Annotated in this window: 22 protein-coding genes, 5 pseudogenes and 1 other annotated feature; of the genes and pseudogenes, 19 read left to right on the forward strand and 8 right to left on the reverse strand. The window is 40.6% G+C overall.

Annotation, left to right across the window (positions count from 1 at the left end; genetic code table 11):
- Positions 1–499: 499 nt before the first annotated feature.
- Positions 500–670: an IS66 family transposase gene (locus JCM14505_RS08680; protein ID WP_082405617.1), complete on the reverse strand. Its 171-nt coding sequence runs from the start codon at positions 668–670 to the stop codon at positions 500–502.
- Between the two features lie 650 nt (positions 671–1,320).
- On the opposite strand from JCM14505_RS08680, the gene JCM14505_RS04000 reads away from it, so the two are divergent.
- The 5 genes and pseudogenes from JCM14505_RS04000 (at position 1,321) to JCM14505_RS10400 (ending at position 5,862) form a co-directional block, all read left to right on the forward strand.
- On the forward strand, positions 1,321–1,698 hold the full coding sequence (locus JCM14505_RS04000; protein ID WP_054653118.1) for a hypothetical protein: 378 nt from the start codon (positions 1,321–1,323) through the stop codon (positions 1,696–1,698).
- A 609-nt stretch (positions 1,699–2,307) separates the two neighbouring features.
- Positions 2,308–2,616 (forward strand): hypothetical protein, encoded by a 309-nt coding sequence (locus JCM14505_RS10395; RefSeq protein WP_369395386.1) that lies wholly within the window; start codon positions 2,308–2,310, stop codon positions 2,614–2,616.
- 156 nt (positions 2,617–2,772) lie between these two features.
- Positions 2,773–4,917, forward strand: a pseudogene (locus tag JCM14505_RS04010) (RNA degradosome polyphosphate kinase).
- Entirely contained in the window at positions 4,917–5,708 is a 792-nt protein-coding gene (locus JCM14505_RS04015; protein WP_369395388.1) for a Ppx/GppA phosphatase family protein, read from the forward strand. Before JCM14505_RS04010 ends, JCM14505_RS04015 begins: the two are co-directional and overlap by 1 nt.
- Positions 5,709–5,727: 19 nt before the next feature.
- Positions 5,728–5,862 (forward strand): hypothetical protein, encoded by a 135-nt coding sequence (locus JCM14505_RS10400; protein ID WP_369395434.1) that lies wholly within the window; start codon positions 5,728–5,730, stop codon positions 5,860–5,862.
- Positions 5,863–7,014: 1,152 nt separating this feature from the next.
- Here the strand turns inward: JCM14505_RS10400 and JCM14505_RS04020 are convergent.
- Positions 7,015–7,482, reverse strand: a complete 468-nt coding sequence (locus tag JCM14505_RS04020; RefSeq protein WP_054653122.1) for an SLC13 family permease — start codon at positions 7,480–7,482, stop codon at positions 7,015–7,017.
- Between the two features lie 427 nt (positions 7,483–7,909).
- Positions 7,910–8,789 (reverse strand): annotated as a pseudogene (locus tag JCM14505_RS04025) (PPK2 family polyphosphate kinase).
- Positions 8,790–9,076: 287 nt separating this feature from the next.
- Between JCM14505_RS04025 and JCM14505_RS04030 the strand changes: the two are divergent.
- The 3 genes and pseudogenes from JCM14505_RS04030 to JCM14505_RS04040 all read left to right on the forward strand — a co-directional run bounded on the left by JCM14505_RS04030 (position 9,077) and on the right by JCM14505_RS04040 (position 11,899).
- Positions 9,077–9,763, forward strand: a complete 687-nt coding sequence (locus JCM14505_RS04030; protein ID WP_054653124.1) for a response regulator transcription factor — start codon at positions 9,077–9,079, stop codon at positions 9,761–9,763.
- Positions 9,764–9,780: 17 nt separating this feature from the next.
- Positions 9,781–11,253: pseudogene (locus JCM14505_RS04035) on the forward strand (HAMP domain-containing sensor histidine kinase).
- Positions 11,254–11,273: 20 nt separating this feature from the next.
- A pseudogene (locus JCM14505_RS04040) lies at positions 11,274–11,899 on the forward strand (Pr6Pr family membrane protein).
- 51 nt (positions 11,900–11,950) lie between these two features.
- Here the strand turns inward: JCM14505_RS04040 and JCM14505_RS04045 are convergent.
- From JCM14505_RS04045 to JCM14505_RS04055, 3 genes are read right to left on the reverse strand one after another with little or no spacing between them, the layout of a single operon-like run.
- Entirely contained in the window at positions 11,951–12,361 is a 411-nt protein-coding gene (locus JCM14505_RS04045) for a peptide deformylase (protein WP_054653126.1), read from the reverse strand.
- A 57-nt stretch (positions 12,362–12,418) separates the two neighbouring features.
- Entirely contained in the window at positions 12,419–13,315 is an 897-nt protein-coding gene (gene yidC / locus JCM14505_RS04050; RefSeq protein WP_054653128.1) for a membrane protein insertase YidC, read from the reverse strand.
- A 56-nt stretch (positions 13,316–13,371) separates the two neighbouring features.
- Complete coding sequence (locus JCM14505_RS04055; protein ID WP_054653130.1) at positions 13,372–13,644, reverse strand: acylphosphatase; 273 nt, start codon at positions 13,642–13,644, stop codon at positions 13,372–13,374.
- A gap of 63 nt (positions 13,645–13,707) precedes the next feature.
- Here JCM14505_RS04055 and JCM14505_RS04060 point away from each other — a divergent pair, with 63 nt between their 5' ends.
- From JCM14505_RS04060 to greA, 7 genes and pseudogenes are all read left to right on the forward strand, one after another.
- Positions 13,708–14,472, forward strand: coding sequence for a TrmH family RNA methyltransferase (locus JCM14505_RS04060; protein WP_054653132.1), 765 nt, complete (start codon positions 13,708–13,710; stop codon positions 14,470–14,472).
- A 97-nt stretch (positions 14,473–14,569) separates the two neighbouring features.
- Positions 14,570–15,061 (forward strand): HD domain-containing protein, encoded by a 492-nt coding sequence (locus tag JCM14505_RS04065; RefSeq protein ID WP_054653133.1) that lies wholly within the window; start codon positions 14,570–14,572, stop codon positions 15,059–15,061.
- Positions 15,062–15,074: 13 nt separating this feature from the next.
- Positions 15,075–15,389: a winged helix-turn-helix transcriptional regulator gene (locus JCM14505_RS04070; RefSeq protein ID WP_054653135.1), complete on the forward strand. Its 315-nt coding sequence runs from the start codon at positions 15,075–15,077 to the stop codon at positions 15,387–15,389.
- A 42-nt stretch (positions 15,390–15,431) separates the two neighbouring features.
- Positions 15,432–15,641: a binding site (T-box leader), on the forward strand.
- 38 nt (positions 15,642–15,679) lie between these two features.
- Positions 15,680–16,726, forward strand: a complete 1,047-nt coding sequence (gene pheS, locus JCM14505_RS04075) for a phenylalanine--tRNA ligase subunit alpha (RefSeq protein ID WP_054653137.1) — start codon at positions 15,680–15,682, stop codon at positions 16,724–16,726.
- Positions 16,727–16,731: 5 nt separating this feature from the next.
- A pseudogene (pheT, locus tag JCM14505_RS04080) lies at positions 16,732–19,156 on the forward strand (phenylalanine--tRNA ligase subunit beta).
- A gap of 8 nt (positions 19,157–19,164) precedes the next feature.
- Positions 19,165–19,812: a uridine kinase gene (gene udk / locus JCM14505_RS04085; protein WP_054653139.1), complete on the forward strand. Its 648-nt coding sequence runs from the start codon at positions 19,165–19,167 to the stop codon at positions 19,810–19,812.
- A gap of 73 nt (positions 19,813–19,885) precedes the next feature.
- Positions 19,886–20,362 (forward strand): transcription elongation factor GreA, encoded by a 477-nt coding sequence (gene greA / locus JCM14505_RS04090; protein ID WP_054653141.1) that lies wholly within the window; start codon positions 19,886–19,888, stop codon positions 20,360–20,362.
- 53 nt (positions 20,363–20,415) lie between these two features.
- Here the strand turns inward: greA and JCM14505_RS09990 are convergent, their stop codons facing one another.
- Both JCM14505_RS09990 and JCM14505_RS09995 read right to left on the reverse strand, forming a co-directional pair.
- Positions 20,416–21,888, reverse strand: coding sequence for a YfhO family protein (locus JCM14505_RS09990; RefSeq protein ID WP_263848951.1), 1,473 nt, complete (start codon positions 21,886–21,888; stop codon positions 20,416–20,418).
- A 14-nt stretch (positions 21,889–21,902) separates the two neighbouring features.
- Positions 21,903–22,991, reverse strand: a complete 1,089-nt coding sequence (locus JCM14505_RS09995) for a YfhO family protein (RefSeq protein ID WP_263848952.1) — start codon at positions 22,989–22,991, stop codon at positions 21,903–21,905.
- Between the two features lie 143 nt (positions 22,992–23,134).
- Between JCM14505_RS09995 and JCM14505_RS04100 the strand changes: the two genes are divergently transcribed.
- The 4 genes from JCM14505_RS04100 (at position 23,135) to JCM14505_RS04115 (ending at position 26,596) form a co-directional block, all read left to right on the forward strand.
- Entirely contained in the window at positions 23,135–25,186 is a 2,052-nt protein-coding gene (locus JCM14505_RS04100) for a peptidoglycan D,D-transpeptidase FtsI family protein (protein ID WP_225352263.1), read from the forward strand.
- 139 nt (positions 25,187–25,325) lie between these two features.
- Complete coding sequence (gene rpmG / locus JCM14505_RS04105) at positions 25,326–25,475, forward strand: 50S ribosomal protein L33 (protein ID WP_054653143.1); 150 nt, start codon at positions 25,326–25,328, stop codon at positions 25,473–25,475.
- 65 nt (positions 25,476–25,540) lie between these two features.
- Complete coding sequence (locus tag JCM14505_RS04110) at positions 25,541–26,086, forward strand: 5-formyltetrahydrofolate cyclo-ligase (protein ID WP_054653145.1); 546 nt, start codon at positions 25,541–25,543, stop codon at positions 26,084–26,086.
- A gap of 3 nt (positions 26,087–26,089) precedes the next feature.
- On the forward strand, positions 26,090–26,596 hold the full coding sequence (locus JCM14505_RS04115) for a rhomboid family intramembrane serine protease (RefSeq protein WP_054653147.1): 507 nt from the start codon (positions 26,090–26,092) through the stop codon (positions 26,594–26,596).
- Positions 26,597–26,647: the final 51 nt, after the last annotated feature.

The following is a 26,647-nucleotide window of genomic DNA, read 5'->3' on the forward strand; positions in this document are numbered from 1 at the left end:
TTATTATTAGCTAAAGTATAATGAACAATTTCTAAACGTTCATTGAAGGTAGGTTCATAACCACACGTAATTGACAAATAAGGGGCCACCTGATTTCCGTTTTGGATTTCAGGTGGTCCCGTTACTATTATGTGCGAAATAGTGATTGAATATTTTCATTCAACGGCAAAAGGTCTTCGACTTTTGGTAAAACACGTTTAGTGTACTAATCAAAAACGTATTTCAAGTAATCGAAGATTTTCAAATTATTTTGTTTAGCAGTAGCAATAATCGTATAAATTATCAAATTTGCCTTAGCACCATTTGGAATTTAGCGAACAAGCTATTCTTATGAATTATCGTAGTTGGTCGAATGCTCTGTTCAACGGGATTGTTACTGTAACAAGGATAACCGTTGCATAGAATAGTTCCGCTAAAATCGTCACCAACAATGTCTTTAATATTTTTTTCCAGACCTAGTTGCAGAATAATGAAACAGAGTAATATTGTGACGATTAAATTATTGAGTCGACCTAGCGGTCCAAAAGTAACTCATATCTTTGTCGTCTTCCAAAACACGAAAGGGAGTTTCGTCCATATGAATAACGTTTTCTTTTCTTAATTCATTAACCAATCGATTATAAATTATCTCCATAAACCTAACTGTACCATTAATTACTGCATTAGCCATTGATTTAGTATTTATTGGTAGTCAGGACATATTAAATATTGCTTGCTTAATTTATGAAGATCTATAATTTGTTCTAAACTATCCAAATATTCTTGTCGTTTACTAGGTTCGTCCTTTTTATGGTGATGACGAACCGAACCACACGCATACGTATTTCTTTAACGACTTCGTCGTATTCAATATCTTCTGAAAGTTGATCTAATTTACTATCGCCAAATTTAATCCCTAACTCATTAGAAACTTGATGATTTTTAATACAGCATTAAGTCGCTCTTCTAATGTGTATTCACTTGTTCGATTAGACATAAAAACTCCCCCTAAAGCAGTTACAGAATTTTGTATAATTCCTTGTCTACTTTAAGGGGAGTATACCAAGGCTACTTGCTATTGCTTGATGGTTGACTTAAATATTATCTATCAGTATGACGTAGAACCTGAATTTTAGGAGGTGTATCATTGAAATTAAATACGTTTCGTTAGGTAGTGTTTACGATTTTTCAAAGGAATTAATTTTGTTACAAATTCGGGAGTTAGTCCTAAAATAGGAAATCATAACTAAAACAGCGTTATAATAAAAGAAATTGCATAGGAGGGGAGATTATGGCAGAAAAATTAACGGCATTTTTTATTTATCTGCTACAGATTTGCGAATGCAATTAATTGATTTAAAACATCAAATGATATTTGAAAGTTTAACTTCGGCGCCGTTTACGACAATTGCTGATTATCAAAACGAGTTACCAAAAATTATATCTACAATTAAGGCTGGACAACAGTTGATGGCTGATTATGGCGTAAGCGATTATAATTTTTGGTGGAATTATCAAAAAATAAATTTAATCGAAGCTACATATATTTGCGACCAAATCAAAACGAAAACTGGGTTATGTGTAGAATTACTTGACCTACAACAAGTTGCTTATCTCCAAGCAACTGCAGCGTTAAATCTATTACAGCATACCAATCAAATCACGACGCCAACAGTTTTTTTTGATGGGTTTAGAGTCACAATCGATAACCTTAGCTAAGTTCGTACAACGTGAATTAGTACGAACGTGGAGAGTTGATATTAGTCGTGAGGAATTAGAGGCAATTATTGATTCAATGTCTAATTCTGCAATTAATCCATTGGAAGTGATTCTTGATTATTTACAAACGAAATTGGAATATTTACGTGTTGAATTAATTAGTCAAACATCGGCTAGTTTACTAATTCAAGGAGCTGATACCTTGAATCAAACTTTTTTACAGGCAGATGAGCAACTTAAACAAATTACATTCGATAAATTACAAACATGTTATCAAGACGTCACTGGTGAACCAAATCAGTATTTAATTGACAAATATCATATTACAGATGGTTACGTAAATTATTTCTTTTTTGGTGTAGTTTTAATTCATCAAATTTTTCAATATATCCAACCTGCCCAGCTTTTTGTTACTCGAGACGGGTTAACAGAGGGATTGATGCTTGAACAATCGAAACAACAAGGTTTAATTAAAAGTAATTACGAACAGATTATCATGACTGTTGTAATTAATATGGCTGAACGTTATCACACTAATTTAGACCATGCTAGTCAAGTAGCCAAATTCGCTACGCACTTATTTCGGCAACTGAAAAAAAATTGCATCGGTTGCCAGCGCGGGATGAGTTACTATTACAAATCGCGTGTTATACAAGTGATATTGGAAACTTTATTAGCGCTAGTCACCATTATGATCATTCAGCCTATATTTTGGAAGCTAATCCGATTATTGGTCTATCAAATGAAGAAAATCAGATTATAACGGAAATGTCACGATACCATAGTTCAAAATCACCAGCAGCACAACAATATCATTATCGACATCTAGATAATGATATTCAATTAACTATTGCTAAATTAGTGGCAATCATTAGATTAGCAGACGCACTTGATGATTCTCATCAACAAAAAAATTGATAATATAAGTGTTTCTTTACAGGATATGCAATTAATTATTACTGTTAAAAGTAATCAAGATTTGACGTTAGAACAATGGTCGTTTGAACATAAAGCTAAATTTTTCCAAGAAGTTTATGGCATTCAAGCAATTTTAAAACAACAGAGGTCAAAATGATGACAGAAAATTTTGATAAACCAGCATATTATACAAATCGAGAATTGAGTTGGATTGATTTTAATAACCGTTGTTTGCAAGAAGCACGTGACACAAGTAATCCTTTGTTGGAGCGAGTAAATTTTTTTGGGGATTACGCAAAGTAATGTTGACGAATTTTTCATGGTTCGGGTGGCTTCGTTGACAAAATTATCCGATGCTGGAATAACAACAATGGATATGAGCGGAATGACACCGAAAGAACAATTGACAGCGATTAATGAAGCTGAACATATGGCGGTGAAGAAACGATATAATACGTATAAGAATCAATTAATCCCGTTGTTATCTGCAGCAGGAATTGAGCTTAAATCAATGGGTAAGTTAACGGATAAGCAAGTGGATTTCATTACGCGATATTTTGATGATGAAATTTATCCAATTTTAACACCAATGGCGGATGATTCATCCCGGCCCTTCCCGTTTATTAGTAATAATTCGTTGAATATTAGTGTTTTACTAAAAGATGAGCATAATAAAAATTTATATGCAAGTGTTCGGGTGCCGACCGGAGTCACAGATCGAATTATTAAGTTACCAACTGAAGTGAATAGTTTTATTTTGTTAGAAGATGTCGTTATGGCCTTCTTACCAAAACTCTTCCCTGGTTATACAATCAAACATACGCTAGTATTTCGGGTAATTAGGGACATGGATTTAGATATTGCTGAACGAGATGCTTCGGACGTATTGCTAGCAGTTAAAGATCAATTAAAGGCACGCGAACATGGTAAGGTGGTTCGTTTAGAAATAGCGGGGAGCTTGACTAGTAAACTAAGTCGGCGGTTGGTTAAAAAGTTACAAGTTGCTGAAGAAAGTATTTATGAAATTAATGGGCCGATTGATTTAACCTTTTTGAAAAAAATTACCAGGGTTAATTGAGGCTCATGATGAGTTAAAATATGAACCGTTTAAAGGGTATCAATTACCGGCCCTTAATCGTCATCATGATATTTTTGCAGCAATTCGAGATCGTGACTATTTATTACAACATCCATATGATTCATTTGATAGTGTAGTTAATTTCATTCATCAAGCGGCTGTGGATGATCAAGTTCTAGCGATAAAAATGACATTGTACCGGGTTTCTAAACATTCACCGATTGTTCATAATCTTGGGGTAGCAGCTCAAAATGGGAAACAAGTGACGGTATTAGTTGAAGTTAAAGCCCGCTTTGATGAGGATAATAATGTTTACTGGGCCAAACAATTAGAAAAGATGGGTTGCCATGTAATTTATGGATTAATTGGTTTGAAAACTCATTCAAAAATTACTTTAGTAATTCGCCGTGATGAAGACGGAATCCGTCGATATGTTCATTTAGGTACAGGAAATTATAATGATTCGACCGCTCGTTTCTATACGGATATGGGACTGTTGACATGTAATCGAGAAATTGGAAGTGATGCATCAAAGCTTTTTAACACGTTGTCTGGTTACGCAACGAATCAACGGATGCACCAACTTTATCGGTCACCACATCAAATTCGTGAAGTGATTACCGATAAAATTAATAAAGAAATTCAAAATGCACAAGCAGGTCATCCAGCGCTAATTGAAATGAAAATGAATTCGTTATCTGATAAAGGAATAATTGCCAAATTATATGAAGCAAGTGTTGCTGGCGTTCACGTGCATTTATTAGTGCGGGGAATTTGTTGTTTACGGACGGATATTCCAGGAATTAGTGACCATATTCAAGTTCATTCAATTGTGGGACGTTATTTAGAGCATAGCCGAATTTATCACTTTTTTTAATAATGGTAAGGATGATGTTTATTTATCTAGTGCGGATATGATGACTAGAAATTTAAATCGACGAGTCGAAATTTTATTTCCAATTTTAGAAAACGATTTGCACGATCGAGTGTTATCAATGTTTTATACGTTGTGGAATGATAATGTTAAGACACGAATTTTACATGACCAAAAATATCGGCGAATTAATCGACGAAATCAGGCACCTAGGTCTGCCCAACATATTTTTATGCTAGAAGCTAATGAAGCTAAGCAACGAGATCAAGCATATAAGGTGCAACAGCAAACTCAAACCTTTAAGCCATTAACAAATCATAATCAAACCAATTTTTTTGGAGGAAAGTGATGAGTAATTTTGTAGTTATTGACCTTGGTTCTAACTCAGTTCGACTTCGAATTAACCATCTCCATGCGAATGGGACGTTTTATTTAACCCACCAAGCAAAGGAATTTGTTCGTTTATCGGAAAATATGGGTCCTGAAAAGACTCTTAAAGAAGTACCAATTAAGCGGACATTGGCCGCATTACTAAAATTTAAAATGATTTATGAGGAACTACCAGACTGTCATGTTGTAGCTGTAGCAACAGCGGCAGTACGGCAAGCAACTAATCAGGCTGATTTTTTAATACGTGTTAAAGATGAAGTAGGTCTTAAATTGCGAATTTTAACGGGCGATGAAGAGGCGTATCTTGATTATTTAGGAGTTAGCAATACACTTCCTATCTCTAAGGGTTTGATTATGGATACTGGTGGGGCAAGTACTGAATTAATTGATGTGAAACATGGTAAAATGAAGCATCGTATTAGCATTCCTTGGGGATCAGTAAATTTAAGCCAAACCTTTAAATTGAATGACCAAATATCCGCATCTGATTTATTTCGGGCAATGAATCAAGTAAGTGCATCATTTGCACAAGTTGGGTGGATAAATCATGATATAAAAGGGCCATTAATCGTCATTGGTGGAAGCAACCGAACCATTGCCAAAATTAGGCGGCGTCAATTAACCACTGTAAATAGTGAACTATTAGAATTGCACGGGATGCATTTACCAAAACAGGAAATTTTTGATATCATGGCGCATGGGTTGTCTTTAAATCAATCGCAGAGAAAAAAATATCCCAGGATTAGCTAAAGTTAGGGCGGATGTCATTATAGGTGGTTGGATTCCATTAATGGTTATTTTGCAAGAATTAAAATTACCAGAAGTAATCTTTTCTAATCATGGATTACGCGAAGGATTATTATATGAATTTTTACAGTCAAAGGAGAAAATTAAGCGTGATTAAATCTGAACATTCTGATGGTAATTTAAATTAATATCTACAACAGTGGTGAATTTTAAACGGCCAATGTCAGTTGATTTAAGTCATGTTTTTGTGGCGTGTCAATCAACAATTACTGGTATGTGGGGAGATTGGTATTTTTAATCGATCGTACTATTAAGATGTGCTAGTTTACATATGTACATCCTAAAATTTTATTGGATGAACATTTACCCAATCTTCATTCTCTAGATGATATAAATAAAGATTTTTATATTATACGTTATCAAGATATCCGGAATTACGAAGAATATTTAAATCATTGTGGTTATCAAATAATTAAAGTTTTTCCACATTTTAAAGGAAGAATAAAAGCAACGATTCTTAAATCGAGTAATTTTTGCTAAAATAATTCGGCTACGATTGGAAAATTTAAATTTGGAATATCCACAAATTGAATAATTGGATAATCGAGCTATTCAAGAAGAAACTAAAAAAAATTATAGAATAATAATCAGTAATAACGTAAGTACATCATAATTACATGTGGTTGACAAATAAGAATCCAGCTGATTTCTAGTTTTGGATTTCAGGTGAGCCACTTAACTATTACAAAAAAAACCTGTTGGTGGATTGCCAAAAGTGGTAATCTACTAACAGGTTTTTGGCTTATGGCACAAAAGGATCAGAAGCCAAAAACCTCTAATCCTCGATATTAAGGTCTACCAACAGGATTTGACATAGACCTTGAATTTTAGAAGGTGCATAATTCAAATTAAATACGATTCGTTGGGAAGTGCTTACCTTATAACATTTGTACATTCTTATTTTATGGGCGGTTGTGATTTCTAATGAATAATCAAGTAGTAACAGTAAAAGGAAATTAGAAGAATAAAATTATAAAATGAGAAGTACTTAATGAACATTCCTTTTGTATCTGGATATTTGGCACCTAATAACTGGTAAGTGATTAAACTTGCCATTGATGCAATTAGGGTCCCCATTCCACCAATGTTAGTCCCAATTAGTATGCCAGTTCCGTTCATCGTAAATTTAGAAATTAGAATCGCTGCTGGTACGTTACTAGTTACTTGACTGGTTAATATGGATGCTAAAACTTCATGTTGTCTAATTGAATTTCTGATGACCGATTCAAGTAAGTGAATATTGCTAATATTACCAACAAAAATGAAGAAAAAAAATAAAGGTAAATAAGAGAATATAATTAACTTTTTTTAAAGCTTTAATATCTAATATGCATGTTATTGCTAGCACGATAATAGTCGCAATTCGGTAATCAATTAGTCGTGCAACGGATGCGATTGCAATTGCGAAAAGAATTAAGAAGATAATTAACTTATGAATTCCGGCGGTGGATGAATGTGGTTCTGGAAGATTGTTAATTTTATGATCTTCAATACTATTATCATAGTTAATAAAGCTAACTAAAATAATTAGAATGATAATTCCAGGGATAGCAAAGGGAAGCATTGTTGAGAAAAAGTGCAGCATTGACATGTTAAAAAAAGAGTATAAATACATATTTTGGGGGCTACCAAATGGCATACACATTCCACCAAAGTTTGCTGCCAATGATTCAATTACTAATGTAATTACTAATAATTTCTTTTGTTCGCGTTTCATTTCGGTAGCTTCAGATGAAAAATGATAATCGTTAACGGTACGAGGGTGATTAATGTAATATCATTAGTTAGGAACATAGCCAAAAAGAAGCTCATTAGGACCAGTACAATAGCAACGCTTTTTTTTCATTTTTAACCTTTGTTAAAAGATAATTACTCATTTTATCAAAAATACCTAATCGGCGTAGTCCAGAGATTACACACATAAATGAAAATAAAAGCATGATGGTTCGATAATCAATATATGATAGATATCTTTTGCTGGGGGGAGTGATAAAACATGACAAGATAGCTAAAATGAAAGAAATGCTTAGGACTACTTGTTTTTTGCAAAATGTTAAAATATGATTCATGAAAATCTCCTAATTAAAAAGAGTCTAGCTAGATTAGCCAGACCCAGTCATAAATGGTTACAAGTCAAAGATAAGTTAATGTTTATCTTCCTTCTTTAACTCTTTAGTGGCTGCCTTTAATTTGGCATTGTCTTCCTTAGCAATTTCTGGGAAGGCGAGAGGAAGTTGTTCAAGTCGTTCGCGAATAATGGTTGCTGCAATTGCTCGTGAATTCCATTTATCATCTGCTGGAATAACGTACCAAGGATTTTCCTCAGTAGCTGTAGCATTAATTGCACGTTGATAAGCATCGATATACTGATTAAAAAAAATTTATGTTCATGAACATCTGAAGCTGAGAACTTCCATTGTTTGTCTGGTGTATTTATTCGATCGAGGAATCGTTGCAGTTGTTCTTCTTTTGAAATGTGCAAGAAAATTTTAATTACAACATAACCAGCATGATTTAAGTAATTTTCATAATTTTGGATATCTTGATACCGATATTCGTAAAACTCCTCATTTAAATCTTTTAAATTGTTAATTCCCGGAAGATTTTCATTGAGAAGAATTTCTGGGTGAACTCGTGAAATTAAAACATCTTCATAGTAAGAGCGGTTAAAAATTCCTAACATTCCACGTGGGGGAAGTTGTTGGTTGATTCGCCATAAGAAATCATGATCTAAATCAATAGAACTTGGTTGTTTAAAATTAACAACATCAAACCAAGCGGGGTTTAATCCCGAAAAGGTATGTGCAATTAAACTATCCTTACCGGCAGCATCAAGAGCTTGTAAGACAATTACGACCCCATATTTATGTTGAGCATACAACATTGGTTGTAATTTAGAAATCATTTTACGTTCTTTTTTTAACGATTTCTTTGGCCTTTTTTTAGTGATAAAGGTTGATCTATTTTAGTTGGAGTATCAGCTAATTTTAAATCTCCTTTAACAAATTTATATTGCTCTTCCATTTTAAGTACCTCCATTTGTTGATTATTATAACGCGGGTATTATACAAAGCAAGAATTTTTAGTAAATTAAAATATCAGATTTAGTAGATATATTAAGGGAAACGATTGAAATTATCATTTAGTATAATCGAGTTATTAATATTCAAATTTATAAATGTAGTTAATATGTATAATACATGGTAAACTTATATTTTGATTGGATAATTATTATAACTATTCCCGCTAGGTTAAAGGAATATGATAAAATAAACAATGATTTAATTATTAGTGTGAAGGAGTATGACCAAATGAGTCGAGTATTAATTGTTGAAGATGAAGAGAACTTAGCTCACTTCGTCGAATTAGAATTAAAACACGAAGGTTATGAAACTAAAGTGGCCTTAAATGGGCGGTTAGGGTTAGAAGCCGCCTTAAATGAAGACTATGATGTTATCTTATTAGATTTGATGTTGCCGGAATTGAATGGTTTGGAAGTCGCACGGCGGGTGCGGGAAGCGAAGAATACGCCAATTATCATTATGACGGCGCGGGATTCAGTGATTGATCGGGTCTCTGGTCTTGATCACGGGGCTGATGACTACATCGTGAAGCCATTTGCCATTGAAGAATTACTGGCCCGGGTCCGGGCGCTCTTACGGCGGATTAGCATTGAAGAAGACCAAGCAGGTGATCACCAAACCAAGGTGACTTATAAGGACTTAGTCATTGAAAAGGAAAACCGGATTGTGCGGCGTGATGATGAAGTGATTAATTTGACCAAGCGGGAATATGAATTATTGCTCATCTTGATGGAAAACATTAATGTCGTGATGTCCCGGAAGGAATTGTTGAGTCAAGTTTGGGGCTATGATGCTGATGGGGAAACGAATGTCGTTGATGTCTACATCCGTTACTTGCGGAATAAGATTGACCGGCCCGGCGACCCTAGTTACATTCAAACTGTGCGCGGGACTGGGTACGTTATTCGTTCCTAAGTTAGTAGGTGACCGCAATGAATGAAACACCAGTAAATTCACGGCGGTTCTTCTCGTTACGCTTAAAATGGGCCTCGGTACTGCCGTGGGCTCTTTACTTATCTCGTTAGGCTTAACGTTTATCATTTTTACTTCGTTTACATCTGATTTAATGCATCAAGAACAACAAGCGTTAAATATGGCGATGACGAATGTTGAAAAAAACGTTGGTCAATCAAAATCAAGCGTTGACGGCAACTAGTGTGCGAGAAGAATTGGCGGATCAATTGCAATCACAAACGCTCCCAGCCAAGGAATCATTTTTTCATCAATCGTTAGTGCAAAGCTTGGGGAAACAGCAAATTGAATTAGCTGTCTATTCACCACAAGGAAAAGTTTTGTATCAATCTGGGCAAGTGCATACAAACTTTAAACCAACGCTAGTGAAGTGGCAAAGTACAGCGAAGTTGAATGGCCATCAGATTTTAATTGGTCGGCAACCAATTCGTTTAAAAGACGGCCGCATCATTGGGTATGTCCAAGTCGAAAACAACTTAAATCAATATTATCAACGCTATCACCATCAATTGATTGTGGTGGGGTTAACGTTACTGTTAGTTGTCATCTTTAGTGGGATTTTTGGCTACGCTTTATCATGGCTCTTTTTACGGCCGTTGGATGAAATTCGCTCAACGGTGCAAGCAATTAGTGACGATCCAACTAAAGATGCCCGGGTGCCAGTGCCGGATAGTAATGATGAATTAACTGATTTAGTGATTTTATTCAATCAAATGTTAGATCGGATGCAACGATACATTGATCAACAGTCGCAATTCGTCGGTGATGTGTCACATGAATTACGGACGCCAGTGGCGATTGTGCAAGGTCATATGCAACTCTTACAACGCTGGGGGAAAGATGATCCGCAAGTCTTAAATGACTCGATTGAAGCGTCATTAAAGGAAACGGAACGGATGAATAATTTAGTCCAAGAAATGCTTGATTTGAGTCGTGCCGAACAAGTGGAATTAAACTTCCGGGACGCGACAACCCCCGTGAAGGAAGTGGTAATGCAAGTTTATAACAACTTTAAGATGATTCATCCTGATTTTACGTTTATTATTGATGATGATTTGGATCAAGAAGTTATCTCGCCAATTTTCCATGATCATTTAGAACAAATTTTAATTATTCTTGGTGATAACGCCGTGAAATACTCCACGAATCGGCCGGAAGTAGATTTCTCATTATCGCGCAGTGCGAAGTTTGTTGAAATTGGGATTCAAGATTATGGGGAAGGAATTGCTGACGACGAGATTGATAAAGTCTTTGATCGGTTCTACCGGGTTGATAAAGCACGCAGTCGGAAAAAGGGTGGAAACGGCCTAGGCTTAGCCATTGCTAAACGGTTAATTGAGGGTTACCATGGGACGATTACGTTAGAAAGTACGCTTGGCTCGGGCTCAGTCTTTACGATTCAATTACCAATCGTTGAAGCAATCGACGAATAATTTGAGAAGGAAGTGAATTAATGTCAAAAACACAATCGTACCGATTAGTGGCTGGATTAGCTGGGGTAATCGGGGTTAGTATGCAAATTGCCAAGGATGGTTGGGGGATGTTACTGTATTACACCGTTTTGTCCAATATCCTGGTCTTTGGCTTTATGTTTTACCTAGTTTATGCCGAATTTAAGGATGGTAGTGTCAATAATCATCGGACGCTGTTACGAATTAAAGGTGGGGTAATGATGTGTATCACCTTAACCTTTTTGGTTTATCACTTTATGTTAGGACCACGCGTGCGCCCGCTGATTTTTGGAATGTCCGGAACTTTTTAGTTCATTATATTGCCCCCTTAGCGATGATTGTGGATACGTTAATGTTTGACCGTCGTCGGAGTTATGATCGCTTAGATCCAATTAAATGGATGAGTGTCCCAATTGCTTATCTGATTTTTGCCATCATCAATGGACAATGGTTAAAGTTAGCCATTCCGGGGGCAGTTGATAGTCCATATCCATATTATTTTCTAAACATTGATAAGTATGGGGTACAACCAGTCGTTATTTATTGTGTGGTAATTGCGATTGCCTATGCTTTGTTAGGTTACGTGTTAATGGGATTAAAAACTTACATCGGAACCAAAAATAATTAATTAGCAAAAAAAACCATCCAAGCGGCGGTTAAGTCGCTGGATGGTTTTTCTTTAAATGATAATGCCGTGACAGTGATCAACTTCATGTTGAATGATTTGGGCTAAGAAACCGGTCGCCGGTAGCGTTTGCGTTTGACCGGTTAAATCTTGGTATTGGACGGTAATTTGTTCAAACCGTTTAGTTGGTCGTTCACCGAGTAAACTTAGGCATCCTTCAGTCGTTTGGTAAGGTTGGCTTTGCTTGGTGATGATGGGATTTAACATTAATAATTGAAGCGGGCCGGTTTTAACGGCGATGATATTGACTGGTTGCCCAATCATATTAGCGGCCATTCCGACACAGCGGTCTTGATTAAAAATGAGGGTATCCATTAAATTTTGGGCGAGCGGTGCATCAGCCAAGGTAGCTGGGCGCCCCGGTTGACGGAGAATTAGTTGATCTTTACAAATTGGTTGCTGCATAAAAAACTTCCTTTCTGAAAACCCGGACGTGATTCACTCACGCCCGGGTTGAATTAATTATTCTGATTTTTGCTTACCAGCGTTGCGATTTAACTTGGGTTGTTCAACCTTAGTTTCTTCGGCGTCGGCGGTAATATCCTTGGCCGTGCTTGGTGTTACGACCGGTTGGTTGGCCATTTCCGCATCGATTTGCTTCCGCAAGTGTGGGCGGTAAATGTTAATGATTAACGTTTGGAAGATGGCGAAAATCCCCCCGATAAAGAAGTATAAACCAAGGCCGGCTGATGAGGTCCAAGAAATGAACAAAATCATGATTGGACTCATCAACAGCGCCGTTTTCATTGTTTGTTGTTGTTCCTTTGGTACTCCCAGTAAGGATAAGTAACCTTGGATTAAGTAAGCGACAAAGGCTAAGATGGCCATGATGGCACTCGAATGACCTAATTGAATCCCAAAGAAGGTTGAGCTAGATAATTCGGGTGAGTACCGAATCGCTGCGTAGAGGGCCGCAAAGATTGGTAACTGGATTAATAATGGTAAACAGCCAATCCCACCGGTCAAGCTAATGTTGTTGTTGCGGTAGAAACTCATCATTTCTTGACTCACCGCTGCTTGTTCTTCCGGCGTCTTGGCGGCGCGTTGCCGTTCTTGTAACGCCTTTAATTGTGGTTGGACTTTGGCCATCCGTTCTTGCATTAAGGTCGACTTCTTCATTTGGTCGAACATAATTGGGAATAAGATGAGCCGAATGATAATCGTCAAAATGATGATTGCCCAACCGTAATTACCGCCAACTAAATTGGCCACCCATTCCATGAAGTGTTGCATCGGTTTGGCTAAGTAGTTATAAACCATTCCATAGGGATGCCCATTTTTATCGGTCCGAACACACCCGCTCAGCACGAGCCCTAAGAGTGTGATGCCGGAGAGCGTAGTAAGTTGCTTTAATTTCATTTAATTTCTTCCTCAATTCTAACAAAATTACAATCAATATCTTACCATAAATGAGCTTAATAAACGATTGTAAAGTTAGGGAATTCTTGGAGCGGCTCCGATTTAGTGGTTAGATTGGTAACGGTCGCATAAGGGTTAATCCCAGCTTGGATGGTTTTTAAAAATTGGTGGATGGTGATTCCGTTACCGGTTACGTGAATTTCGACCCGTCCATCAACTAGATTTTTCACGGTCCCAGTGAGTTGTAATTGTTGGGCTAATTGGACACAACTCCAGCGAAAACCAACCCCTTGGACGTGGCCGGTAACGATTATTTGATAGGTTATCATTGTCAAACGCCTCCATTCTCATTAAGATAGAAAGATAAGATTAATTAGATGAGGAAAATGATTGTGGAACGAATTACATCAAGTCAAAATCAACGTGTCAAAGATTGGAAGAAACTAAGTACGAAAAAGGGCCGCCAAAAGCAAGGCCAATACTTATTAGACGGTTGGCATCTAGTTCAAGAAGTTGTTAAAGCCGGGCAACCAATTGAAACGTTAATTGGGACGTCCGATGAATTACAACGCCACGCCGATATTGTAGCACAGGTGGCCGATGTGGTTGAAGTGACCCCCGAAATTATGCACCAAGTGATGGGGACGGTGACTCCCCAAGGGATTGCCGCCATCGTTGACTTACCGGTGACGGCGGTAACAACGGTGCCCACACAAGGAAAGTGGTTATTACTTGACCGGGTTCAAGATCCCGGGAATTTAGGGACGATGGTCCGGACGGCCGATGCAGCTGGCTTCGCGGGGGTAATCGCCGGGACGGGGACAACGGATTATTTTAGTCCGAAAGTAGTACGATCGATGCAAGGGAGTCAATTCCATTTGCAATTATTAACTGGTGATTTAGCAACCATTATTCCAGCCTTACAAGCCAATCAAATTCCGGTCTACGGAAGTGAATTAAATCCGGAGGCCATTAGTTACCAAGCAATTCCCAAGACTGATTCGCTAGCAATCGTGATGGGCAATGAAGGGCAAGGCATGGCAGCGGATTTATTACAATTAACAACGAAAAATGTTTATATTCCGATGCCGGGCCAAGCTGAATCCTTAAATGTCGCGGTTTCGGCTGGGATTTTAATGTTCAGTGTTGTGGAGTAGTTAAAGAATAGTTTAAATTCATGCTTAATCGCAGTCAAAAATGATAATTGTTGGTATAATAAAAGTAATAATTAAGCATGAAAAAGGAGACGTGACCATGAAAGCAGCCAAGTGGCAACAAGATGCGCAATATTGTGCCTTGGTCAATGATTTATTACAAACTCCCGAAGTCCAACGGCTTGCTAATTATACCCAACATCATCATTCAGATCGCTTAGCGCATTCAATTGCGGTTTCTTATGATAGTTACCGGATTGCGAAGCGCCTGCATTTAGATTACATTAGTACGGCGCGCGCTGGGTTATTACACGATTTATTCTATTATGATTGGCGCGAAACGAAATTTGACTTGGGGACGCATGCCTTTATTCATCCGCGGGTCGCATTGCGGAATGCGGAAAAGCTAACGGACTTGAATCCGTGTGAACAAGATATTATTTTAAAGCATATGTTTGGTTCGACCTTAGCCGCTCCCAAGTATTGGGAAGGTTTAATTGTGTCGACGGTTGATAAATATGAAGCGCAACGGGAATTCTTTATCCCGTGGCGTCGTAAATTACACGCCCGGCGCATACGGCGCTTAAGTTAGGAAAGAGGTAAGAATGGAAGAAACAGGATTTTGTCTATGTCCACATTTTGCGAAAACCTTTGAAATGTTGGGCAAAAAGTGGAATGGTTTAATTATTGAAGCTTTACTACACCAAGAACAAGCCCGTTTTAAAGACTTAGCATCCCAAATTCCTGCTTGTAGTGATCGGGTACTATGTGCACGGTTAAAAGAGTTAGAAGATGAAGGAATTGTTGAGCGGGTGGTGAAAGAATCCAACGCGCGGCCAGCTTATCGGTTGACGCCGGCAGGCCAAGATTTAGCGCCAGTGATGGACGCGGTGCATGTTTGGAGTGAAAAATGGCGGTAAAACCTTGACCAACCCGATGCAGTTCGCTAGAATTATCTATGTTTAAAAACGTTGATGGAAACTAGTAACTAAGCATTGGTTTATCAGGGACAATTAGTGTTAACTGCGAGCTAATTGAAATCATAGTTAGTGAATTTCACTTCCGGAGTTGGTACTAACCATACCCGATTGATTATCGTTACCAATCAATAAGTGTTTGAGACCAAAATGGAATCAAGAACTAGGGTGGTACCGCGAAGCCTCGTCCCTTGTGGACGGGGCTTTTTTTGTATCCCCAGTAAGGAGAAGAAATGAGTTTACAAGAACAATTAGCCGAAATTAAGGCCCAAGCACTCGCAGCGATTGAAGCTAGCGATGCTGAAAAGAGCTTAAATGACGTGCGGGTGAAGTTCCTCGGTAAAAAAGGGGAAATCACGAGTGTGTTACGTGGGATGAAGGATTTATCCGCTGCTGAACGCCCCCAAGCTGGGAAATTAGCCAATGAAGTGCGGGATGCAATTCAAAGTCAATTAGATGAAAAGAAAGCGGCATTAGCAACGACCGTCTTAAATGCTAAGTTAGCCCATGAAACGGTTGACGTAACGTTACCTGGCTCACCAGTGATGCAAGGACAACCGCACGTGATTCAACAAATTATTGATCAATTAATCGATTTATTTGTGGGAATGGGTTACGAAGTTGCGACGGGGAGTGAAGTTGAAGAAGAAGTTTACAACTTTGAAAAGTTGAACTTACCTAAGGATCACCCGGCGCGGGATATGCAAGATACGTTCTACATCACGCCAAGCATTTTAATGCGGACCCAAACGTCACCAATGCAAGCGCGGATGATGGAACAACATGACTTTAGCAAGGGTCCGTTGAAGATGATTTCGCCCGGTAAAGTTTACCGGCGGGATACCGATGATGCGACTCACTCTCACCAATTCCATCAAGTCGAAGGGATTGTGATTGGGGAACACATCACGATGGCCGACTTAAAAGGAACGTTAAAAGCGGTGGCCCAAAACTTATTTGGTGATAGTTTAGATGTCCGGTTACGGCCAAGTTACTTCCCATTCACGGAACCATCCGTGGAAGCTGATATTACGTGTTTCAATTGTCATGGTGATGGTTGTAACATTTGTAAGGGCACTGGTTGGATTGAAGCCCTCGGAGCCGGAATGGTGCATCCAAACGTCTTAAAGATGTCCGGGGTTGATCCGGAAGTTTACGGTGGCTTTGCCTTTGGGTTAGGTCCAGACCGGTTTGCGATGTTGAAGTACGGGGTTGAAGATATTCGGAACTTCTACTTAAATGATGTGCGCTTCTTAACGCAATTCAATCAGAAAGGATAAGACGGATGAATTTATCATATCAATGGTTAAATCAATACTTACCGCTAGCTCAAAATGGTATTAAGCCAGCGGAATTAGCTGAAAAATTAGCGCGGACGGCAGTTGAAATTGACGATGTCTTTACTCCTGGCGCAGGCTTAAAGAAGTTAGTGGTTGGATACGTGGAATCAGTAGTTGATCACCCGGATTCTGATCATTTACATGTTTGCCAAGTGCAAATCAGCGCGGATGAAACGGTCCAAATCGTGTGTGGAGCGCCGAACGTGGCGACTGGCAAGAAGGTCATTGTGGCCTTGCCTGGGGCACGGATTGCGGACAATCAAAAGATTCGCAAAGGCAAGATTCGGGGCGAAGTTTCGAACGGGATGCTTTGTGCTTTGCAAGAAATCGGCTTTAGTGAAAAAGTTGCGCCCAAGGATTATGACGAAGGGATTTGGTTTATGCCGGATGACGCCGTGGTTGGTGATGAAGTTTATCCTTACCTTGGTCTTGATGACGAGATTATTGCGACCGATGTAACGCCGAACCGGGGTGACATGTTTAGTATGTACGGCAATGTCAATGATATTGCCGCGATGTACGACTTGCCAGCCAACTTTACGATGCATGAATTAACGGAAACCGGCACGGAAAACACCACGGACTTAATCCAAGTGAACGTGGCCGATGCAAGGTTAGCATCTACGTACCAAATTCGGGTCATTAAGGACTTACAAATTGCGGATAGTCCATTATGGTTGCAACGGCGGTTATGGAATGCCGGTGTGCGGCCAATTAATAACGTGGTCGATGTTACGAACTACATCATGTTGAAGTATGGCCAACCATTGCACAGTTTTGACTTTGATAAGTTAACGGACAAGCAATTAAATGTGCAAGAAATTACGGCGCCAACTAAGTTCACGACCTTAGATGGGGAAGTACGGGACTTGTTAGTTGGCGACTTAGTGATTGCTGATGGGCAAACACCAGTGGCCTTAGCCGGGACCATGGGTGGCGAAAGTACCAAGGTTGATGATCAAACGACGAGTGTGGCCCTAGAAGCAGCGATTTTTGAACCAATTCACGTGCGGAAGCAATCGCGGCGGCTAGACTTACACAGTGAATCTTCGATGCGGTTTGAACGGGGCATTAATCCGGAATTAGTAACGCAAGCCTTAGACGAAGCCGCCTTCTGGTTACAAGAATTAGCGCACGGTCACGCAACCAAGGGGATTGCCAAGTTGGTGAACCACAAGTAGCGCCAACGCCAATTACGATTACGACGACGCGGGTGAACCACGTCTTAGGGACGGCCTTAACGACGGCTGAAATTGTGAAGTTATTTGATCGGTTACAATTTAAGACGAACGTGGCTGGGGATGAACTTGAAGTGCTCGTACCGGCCCGGCGGTGGGATATTAGCTTGCCAGCGGACTTGTATGAAGAAATTGCCCGGATTTATGGTTATGACAATATTCCAGAAACCTTACCAACGACGCAAGATACGCTGGGGGGCTTAAACCCAAGTCAAACGTTCATTCGCTCGGCGCGGCGGGTCATGGAAGGGCTGGGCTTAAACCAAGCCATTAGCTACTCCTTATTAACGGAACAGCAAGCCACGCAATTTACGTTGGCAGCAACGGATCAAACACCAGTTAAGTTAGACTACCCAATGAGTTCCGAACACACGACGGCGCGGATGAACTTAATTAGTGGCTTATTATTAGACGTTGCCTACAATGTGGCTCGTAAGAATACGGATGTTGCGCTGTATGAACAAGGTCGGGCCTTCTTGCCAGTGGCTGGTCAAGAACGACCAAATGAACCAGAATACTTAGCGGCGGCTATTACCGGAAACTTAACGCCAGCTACGTGGCAAAGTAAGCCGGTGGCGGTAGACTTCTTTAGCGTTAAGGGAATGGTTGAACAATTATTAAGCAACTTGAAGCTGACCGACGTAAAGTTTGTTGCCAACCAAACGCGCGCTGACATGCACCCAGGTCGGACGGCGGATATTTATGTTGCTGACCAATTAGTTGGGTTTATCGGTCAAGTGCATCCGTTAACGGCCAAGGAATACAAGATTAATGAAACCTACGTCTTCCAACTTGATTTAAGTCAATTAATGACGCTCGTTAACGACACGAACTACTACACCCCAATTAGTAAGTACCCAAGTGTGACGCGGGATATGGCCTTGTTGTTGATAAGACAGTCACGAATGCGGACATCTTGGCCGTAATTAATGACAATGCTGGGAAGTTCTTAGTTGATGTGAAGTTATTTGACGTTTACCAAGGAACGAATTTACCAGGGGGCAAGAAGTCGTTGGCATACACGTTAACGTACCAAGATGCGACGGCAACGTTAACCGAAGATCAAGTTAACGCGGCCTTTGAAAAAGTAGTGACGGCGTTAGAAGCGGCCGTTAACGCTGAAGTACGGTAGGAGAAATTATGGATAACAAGCGACCAATTATTATTGGGGTCACAGGTGGTTCCGGGAGTGGAAAAACCACGGTGAGCCGAGCCATTTATGATCAATTAAATGGCGAATCAATGCAAATTATTACGCAAGATACGTATTACAATGATCAAAGCGATATGACGATGGAAGAACGCAAGGCGGTTAATTATGACCATCCCTTGGCGTTTGATTATGATTTATTGTATGAACAATTAAATCAATTACGGCATAATCAACCAATTGAAATGCCAGTTTACAATTACGTTGAATCAACGCGGTCGAAGGATACAATTCACATCGATCCACCAGAAATTATTATCTTAGAAGGGATTTTAATTTTAGATGATCAACGGTTGCGAGACTTGATGGACATCAAGGTTTACGTCGATACCGATGATGATATTCGGATTATTCGTCGGATTCAACGGGATATGGTTGAACGGGGCCGGTCATTAGATTCCATTATTAACCAATACTTAAAGACGGTGAAACCGATGTATCACCAATTTATTGAACCAACCAAGCGTTACGCCGATATCATCGTGCCAGAAGGAGGACAAAACCAAGTTGCGATTGACTTGTTAGCCACCAAGGTGCGGGATATCTTAGTTAACCGTGGACATCAATTTGAAAAATAGTTGACGGATTAAGTCAAATAGTGGTAAGGTTTTAATCACTGTCAACACTGAACATAGGAGGAACAAGACACAAATGGCTGACAAGACATTTCCAATGACCTTAGAAGGGAAAGCCAAGCTTGAAGCGGAATTAGAAGAATTTCGGACGGTACGGCGCCCAGAAGTTATTAATCGGATTAAGATTGCCCGGAGTTACGGGGACTTATCTGAAAATTCAGAATACGAATCAGCTAAGGATGAACAATCCTTTGTGGAAGGACGGATTCTACAAATTGAAAACATGTTACAATACGCTGAAATCATCGATAACGATGATGTGGCTTCAGATGAAGTAACCTTAGGGCGGACGGTAACGTTCAAGGAATTACCTGATGAAGAACCGGAAAGCTACACGATTGTGGGGGAATCCGAATCTGATCCAATGTCAGGAAAGATTTCAAACGAATCACCAATGGCTAAGAGTTTATTAGGCCACAAGGTGGGGGAAAAGGTGTCAGTTGAATTACCAGCTGGTGGTTCAATGGACGTTGAAATTTTAGACGTTAAATAATTCAAAATAAAGACCGCTCGTCATTCGCGTTTGCGAATGGTGAGCGGTCTTTTTTAAGGCTTTAGATAACGGCGGCCAAGCCACAGACTAATTAAAGTTATTAGCATTCCCAAGCCTAAGAAGGGCGGAATGAAGATCATGGTGACTTGGTGACGTTGCTGCGGAGATAGTTTGAGCGCCCAAAAGGCATTGGCAACTTTGATTAACGGCCGCGGATGACCATCAACGAAGGCATGCCAGCCGGGAGTGGCGGGGATGGTGGTCATGAGCATCGTTTGGTGAGAGGCTAATTTGACCGACCCCGTTAAATAATTACTAGTAGCGTGGGTTAATCGCCAGGGAGCACGTTGTAATTTTTGGGCGGCGTGGCGGAATTTAAGTTGGTCGAGTTGGTACAGACTCATGTTTTGGAGCCACAGCGATTCATTTTTAAGTCTAACGATGATTTTGACGGGTTTCGTTTCATTCGGTCCGGCTACGTTTAAGACAATCGTGCCGAGGGATGAATTCGGTAAGTCATACCGGCGACCATTAACCCGAATTTCGGCATGTTCGAGGATTTGATTGCCGAGGGTTAAATATGAACTTTGTCCCCGGCGCGGTTGAACGATTAAGGTCATTGTGGCGGCTTGGTGGGGATTTTGTTTGACTAACATACTACCAGTAATTTGCGTTGTTGGTGGTAGGTTTTTAAAGTTCACCTGGTTAAAATTAGCCACGTTGAAGAACGATTGATTAGTACCAGCTAGGCGTTGATAGAGTTGTTCTTGGTAACGAATTGGATCCCCAGTCTTGACGGGCTGGGTTAAAAGGTTATCTTGAGCCCCAAAGCCGAGTGGTAAGGTCCATGGATTACGAGTGACCTTAAAGCTGGTTTGCAAAGCACGTGGTTGATGGTGCCAATCTGGGCGGGGTAAATCAACACTAGTTTCCCAAGGCTGCTTAGTAGTTGGTTGCCACAAATATTTCATGCCTAAGAGTGAATCAGTGACGCTAGTGCCACTAATATAGGAAATGACCCCGTCACCGGCTGGCTGACCAAGATGAGTCATTAATTTTGCCATTTGTGGTGGTAAGGTTGAACTGAATTCATCACCACTGTTAATGTTTGCTTGCATCGGATCATCTTTGGTTCGCGAAACCGTTTTGGCAACCCGATACCAAGTTTCATCAAGTCGGTGTTGTTGGCGACTAGTAGTTTGCAAAGCTTGCGTATAATTAGCAAAATCACTTTGCGAAATATACGATAGGTTATTCAGGGTTAACGTCGCATTGAAGGTGACATCGGCCACCGCAACGAGAATGAAGAAAAATTTAACTTGTGGATCGGTTAGTAAGAGAGCCATTAAACTTAAAATCCCAATGACATAGCCTGTCCAAATGAACTCCGGTTTGAGGTAGGTCATTGAATTAGCCAGGGGTGATAAGCAAAAGGCGGTTAAGGAACTGAGCAGAATGAACAAGATGCCGATGTCAAGTCCGGTTAACCGCAGCCCTGGTTTTAAGGTGCGGGCGGCGAGCCACACAAGCCAAAAGCTAATTAAAAAAAACTAAAGCGGTCCGGATACCAAACGGGGAATTGTCCCAAGTGCCAAATTAAATCAAAGGGGGCAATAACACACGAAGCCAGCAAGAATATTAACCAAAGGGCAGCGATGATTTTGGCATTCCAGCGATCGCGACTCCGCCAAAAGTAAAGGAGCGCCCCCATCAGCATTAACATCCCAACGTAAAAATTAGGTTGGCCGGTCGGCATTTGATCAAAATTAAACGTGCCCGGGATTAATTTACCAATTAATTTAATTGGATTATATTCGAGGCGCCAATGCCAATTGGTTGCGTGATAGGTTCCTTTACTAATCGTGAGGGCATAAATAGTTGGTAATAAGATTACGGCGCTGGTTCCGACGGCGAGGAGGGACGTAGTGATGTATTTAAGTATTAATTTCCACCGTTGCCGCCAGGATTGCTTGACGAGCGCGAGGTGCCAGAGGACAAAGCCGAGGGTAAATAAGGCGACCATATAGGCCATGTAGTAATTAATGATGATGGTAATCGTCAAAGCCAGCCAATAGGGCCGCTGCCGGTTAGTAGTTAGTAAAGTCAGTAAACCATTAATCACTAGCGGTAGCAGCCACAGGATATCGAGCCACAATAAGTTTAATTGGTTAGCAATCATCCACCCAGACATGGCATAAGGAACACTAAATGCTAAGGCGCGCCAAGGTCCTTGTAAACGTTGGTGCGTAATTAAGTGGTGCATGCTTAAACTGGCCAGTCCGTATTTTAATAAGGTGAGGATCAAAATCCCACTGCTTAAACTCCGCCCGGGGAAAGCCAGTAAAATTAGGTTAAGCGGACTTAATAAATAGTAAGCGTTGGTCCCCCACATTTCGCCTCCTAATCCCTTTTGCCAACTAAATAGTAAGCTGCTCGGGTCGTGCAAAAGGGCCTGCCGATAATAAGCAAAGAAATCGACATATTGTTGACCGAGGTCAACGGTTAAAATGCTATGGGGACCAAAGGGAGCCATTTGGCGGCCCCAAAAGTAACTGCCCATTAAAATAATGGGGATTAAAAAGCTGGCCCAACTACTAGCGTGGGACCAACGAAAGCGTGGCAGTCTCATTTATCATTCTCCTTTATCGCAAGTCACCTGTTCATTATACTTGCTTTATGGGGAACGGTGAAATTTATTTCACGCAAATTACCATTATCAGATTAATTGCGGTAAAATAGACTATTATTGGATTAAATCATAAGGAGCTTATTGTGAAGTTGAAGCGTTTTAACTTTCGATCACGCCCCAAGCCACCTAAAGCTGGCAACTTGTCTAGTTTGCCAACGCGTTTACATGTTTTATTGTGGATTACGGTGGCCTTAATGGGGATGCTCGTGATTCGACTTTTCTACATGCAAATCATTCATGGTAATTACTACCAATCAGCGGTGCGAAGTTCAAATACCACAACTAGGACCGCCAATGTGCAACGGGGATTAATCTATGATGCCAATCGACACGCTTTAGTTCGTAATGATGCGCAACGTTCCATTACTTACACTAAAAATTCCGGGACCAGCAGTCAAGATGTTTACCGGTTAGCGAATCGATTAAGTAAGTATTTGCAAGTTGATACGGATAACTTGTCACTAGTTGATCAACGGGCCTATTACTTAGCTGATCCTGCTCATTATCGAGCTATTTTAAAGTTAGTTCATCCAGCCGAAAGTACGACCTCGGCGCAACAATATCAGTTGGCGATGAAGTATTTGAAACAGCATGCTAAGCAGTACCAATTAAGTGCAGCGGAGAAAAATCGGGCTAAATTGTATGCAATGATGAATAGTTCGTATACTTTATCGACCACAATTTTAAAGCGTGATGATGTGACGGATGATGAAATTGCGCAAATTGGGGAACACATTGCCCAATTACCAGGGATTAAGGTTGGGACAGCTTGGCGACGCGATTATCAAAGTGATGCAGTTAAGTCGTTAACAGGGACAGTCTCAACCAATGGGTTACCAAGTGATGAATTAAAATCGCTGTTAGCTCAAGGGTATGCCCGCAATGATAGCGTGGGGATTAGCTTGTTGGAAAAACAATACCAAGGCGTGTTAGCCGGGACGAAAGCTACCACGACGATTACGACGAATGGTCAACGCGTGACCAAAGAACGGGTTAAGTATCCTGGTAAGGCGGGGGATAGTTTAGTCTTAACGATTGACTATAAATTCCAGCAAAAGGTCCAACAAATCTTGGAACAACATTACGGAGCTGCCGGGATTGCTTATTCGCATGGGGCCTATGCAGTGGTGATGAATCCAAATACGGGGGCGGTTTATGCCTTAGCGGGGATTGATCGGAATCCAAAGACTGGGGATCAAACCTTAGATACGACGGGAGCCATCACCCAGTCGATGACGATGGGATCGGTGGTGAAAGGGGCAACGGTATTAGCCGGGCTAATGGAAAAAGTGATTACCCCGGAAAATAATACGTTGTATGATTCCCCAATTAAGGTCGCCGGAACGCCGGCCAAGTCATCCTGGTTTAATAAGTCAGGGAAGAGTAGTATTCCGTTAACGGCGGCGCAAGCTTTAGGTTATTCATCAAACTCGTACATGATGCAAATTGTCATGAAGATTGCCGGGTTTGATTACCATCCGGGCGCCCAACTATCGATGAATCCGGATATCTTTGTGAAGATGCGGAAGTATTACAATATGTTTGGGCTTGGGGTGCCAACCGGCATTGACTTACCAAACGAAGCCCGCGGATTAGAAGGGGCCAGTGGACAAGCTAATATTGGGAGTGCCTTAGACCTTTCCTATGGGAACTATGACCAATATACGGTGATGCAATTGGCCCAATACATGTCGACCATCGCTAATGATGGGAAGCGGATGCAACCATACTTAGTCCAACAGATCCGGCAAACAACCGCTACGGGTGGCCTCGGAGCAGTTGTGGCGACCACGAAACCGAAAGTGCAAGCGAACTTACCAATTCCACAAAGCTACTTTGATGTGGTTCATGATGGCCTTTATCAAGTAACTCACGGAACTAGTAGCAATACCACGGCGCGTCAATTAGCCGGCGTTTCGCCATCCGTTTCTGGGAAGACTGGGACGGCGGAAACCTTCTCGGAAGGTCATGAAACGACCACATTGAGTTTTGCTGGGTATGCACCATCAGATAAACCACAAGTGGTCGTGGCCTTAGCGATTGATGGAGCGACAAATGATAATAGTGGGGCCAACATTGATATGGCCAAAGATATCTTTAATGCCTACTGGGACATGGTTAAAGCGCGCAACTAATTTGACTGTCAAGTTAATTTCCTTAACAGATTTTGAGAAAGGACTAGTCAAAACGTAAAATTGATGATAAACTTGTACAAGTTAAGGTTACGTAGAAATCACGTCTAACCAGTGAATGAAAAATTATGGAGGTAACATCATGCGGGTTAACATTACTTTAGAATGTACTTCATGCCACGAACGGACTTACTTAACGAGCAAGAACCGTCGTAACAACCCAGACCGTCTTGAATTAAACAAGTACTGTCCACGGGAACGTAAGGTGCAATTACACCGCGAAACGAAGTAATTCGCTTCCAAACGAGCTGGGGTTTGTCCCCGGCTTTTTTTGTGTCATCAAGAAAGGATTGAAGCATGCAAAAATCGCTTTTACGACAACAAATCATGGCCTTAATGCAGCAACAGGCTAATCAACAATCCATGGAGACAGCTCAGTTAATTAGTCAGTTATTGCAACTACCCAGTTGGCACCAAGCTTCCGTGATTGCCACAACGTTAAATCAACCGTTTGAATTAGCTACGACTGGGATCATTGCTGCTGCGTGGGCAGCCGGTAAACAAGTGGTGGTGCCACAAACATTGCCCCACCGTCAAATGCAAATGCGGGTGTTAACGTCAACGACACAATTAGAACGGACGAACTTTGGTGTGATGGAACCGATTACGGGCGAAATTGTGCCCCCAACGGCGATTGATTTAATCGTGGTACCTGGGGTGGCGTTTACCAAAGATGGCGCTCGCTTAGGGTTTGGTGGCGGTTATTACGATCGTTACTTAGCTACTTTTCAAGGAGCAACGGTGGCGCTGGCGCTTCCCTGGCAAGTTCAACCAGCGGGGGCTTGGCCAACGGAAAGTTTTGATGTGAAGATTCAAACGGTATTGACGACAGAAAGGGGATAAGAAATGCAAAAACTGTGGCGACAAGTGCCGGTAACGATAACCTTAGTGGGATTAATGCTAATTATTTATGCGGGCATCACTCTAACGGGCGGCTCGCAAAATCCATATGTGTTAATCCATTGGGGAGCTAATTACCCACCATTACTGGGACAGGCCCAACAATGGTGGCGGTTATTAACGGCAGGCTTTTTACATATTGGTTTAACCCATCTGATTTTAAACTGCCTAATGTTATATTACTTAGGACAACAAGTGGAAACTATATTGGGAAAATGGCGGTTTTTGAGTATTTTCTTGATTAGTGTGATTTGGGGAAACTTATTAAGCGCCTGCATCTCGCCACACACGATTGCGGCGGGAGCCAGTACTGGAATCTTCGGCTTATTAGGAACATTTATCTTTCTTGGAGCGGAACGCCATAACCAACTGTTATTACGCCAGTTAGCCAAACAATATTCATGGTTAGTGGTAATTAATTTAGTTTTTGATTTTTTTAGTCCCAGGAATTGATGTGTGGGGGCACATTGGGGGCTTGGTGGCGGGCTTTTTGGCAACTGCTTT

The organism is Limosilactobacillus equigenerosi DSM 18793 = JCM 14505 (genome assembly GCF_001311375.1).
GTDB lineage: Bacteria > Bacillota > Bacilli > Lactobacillales > Lactobacillaceae > Limosilactobacillus > Limosilactobacillus equigenerosi.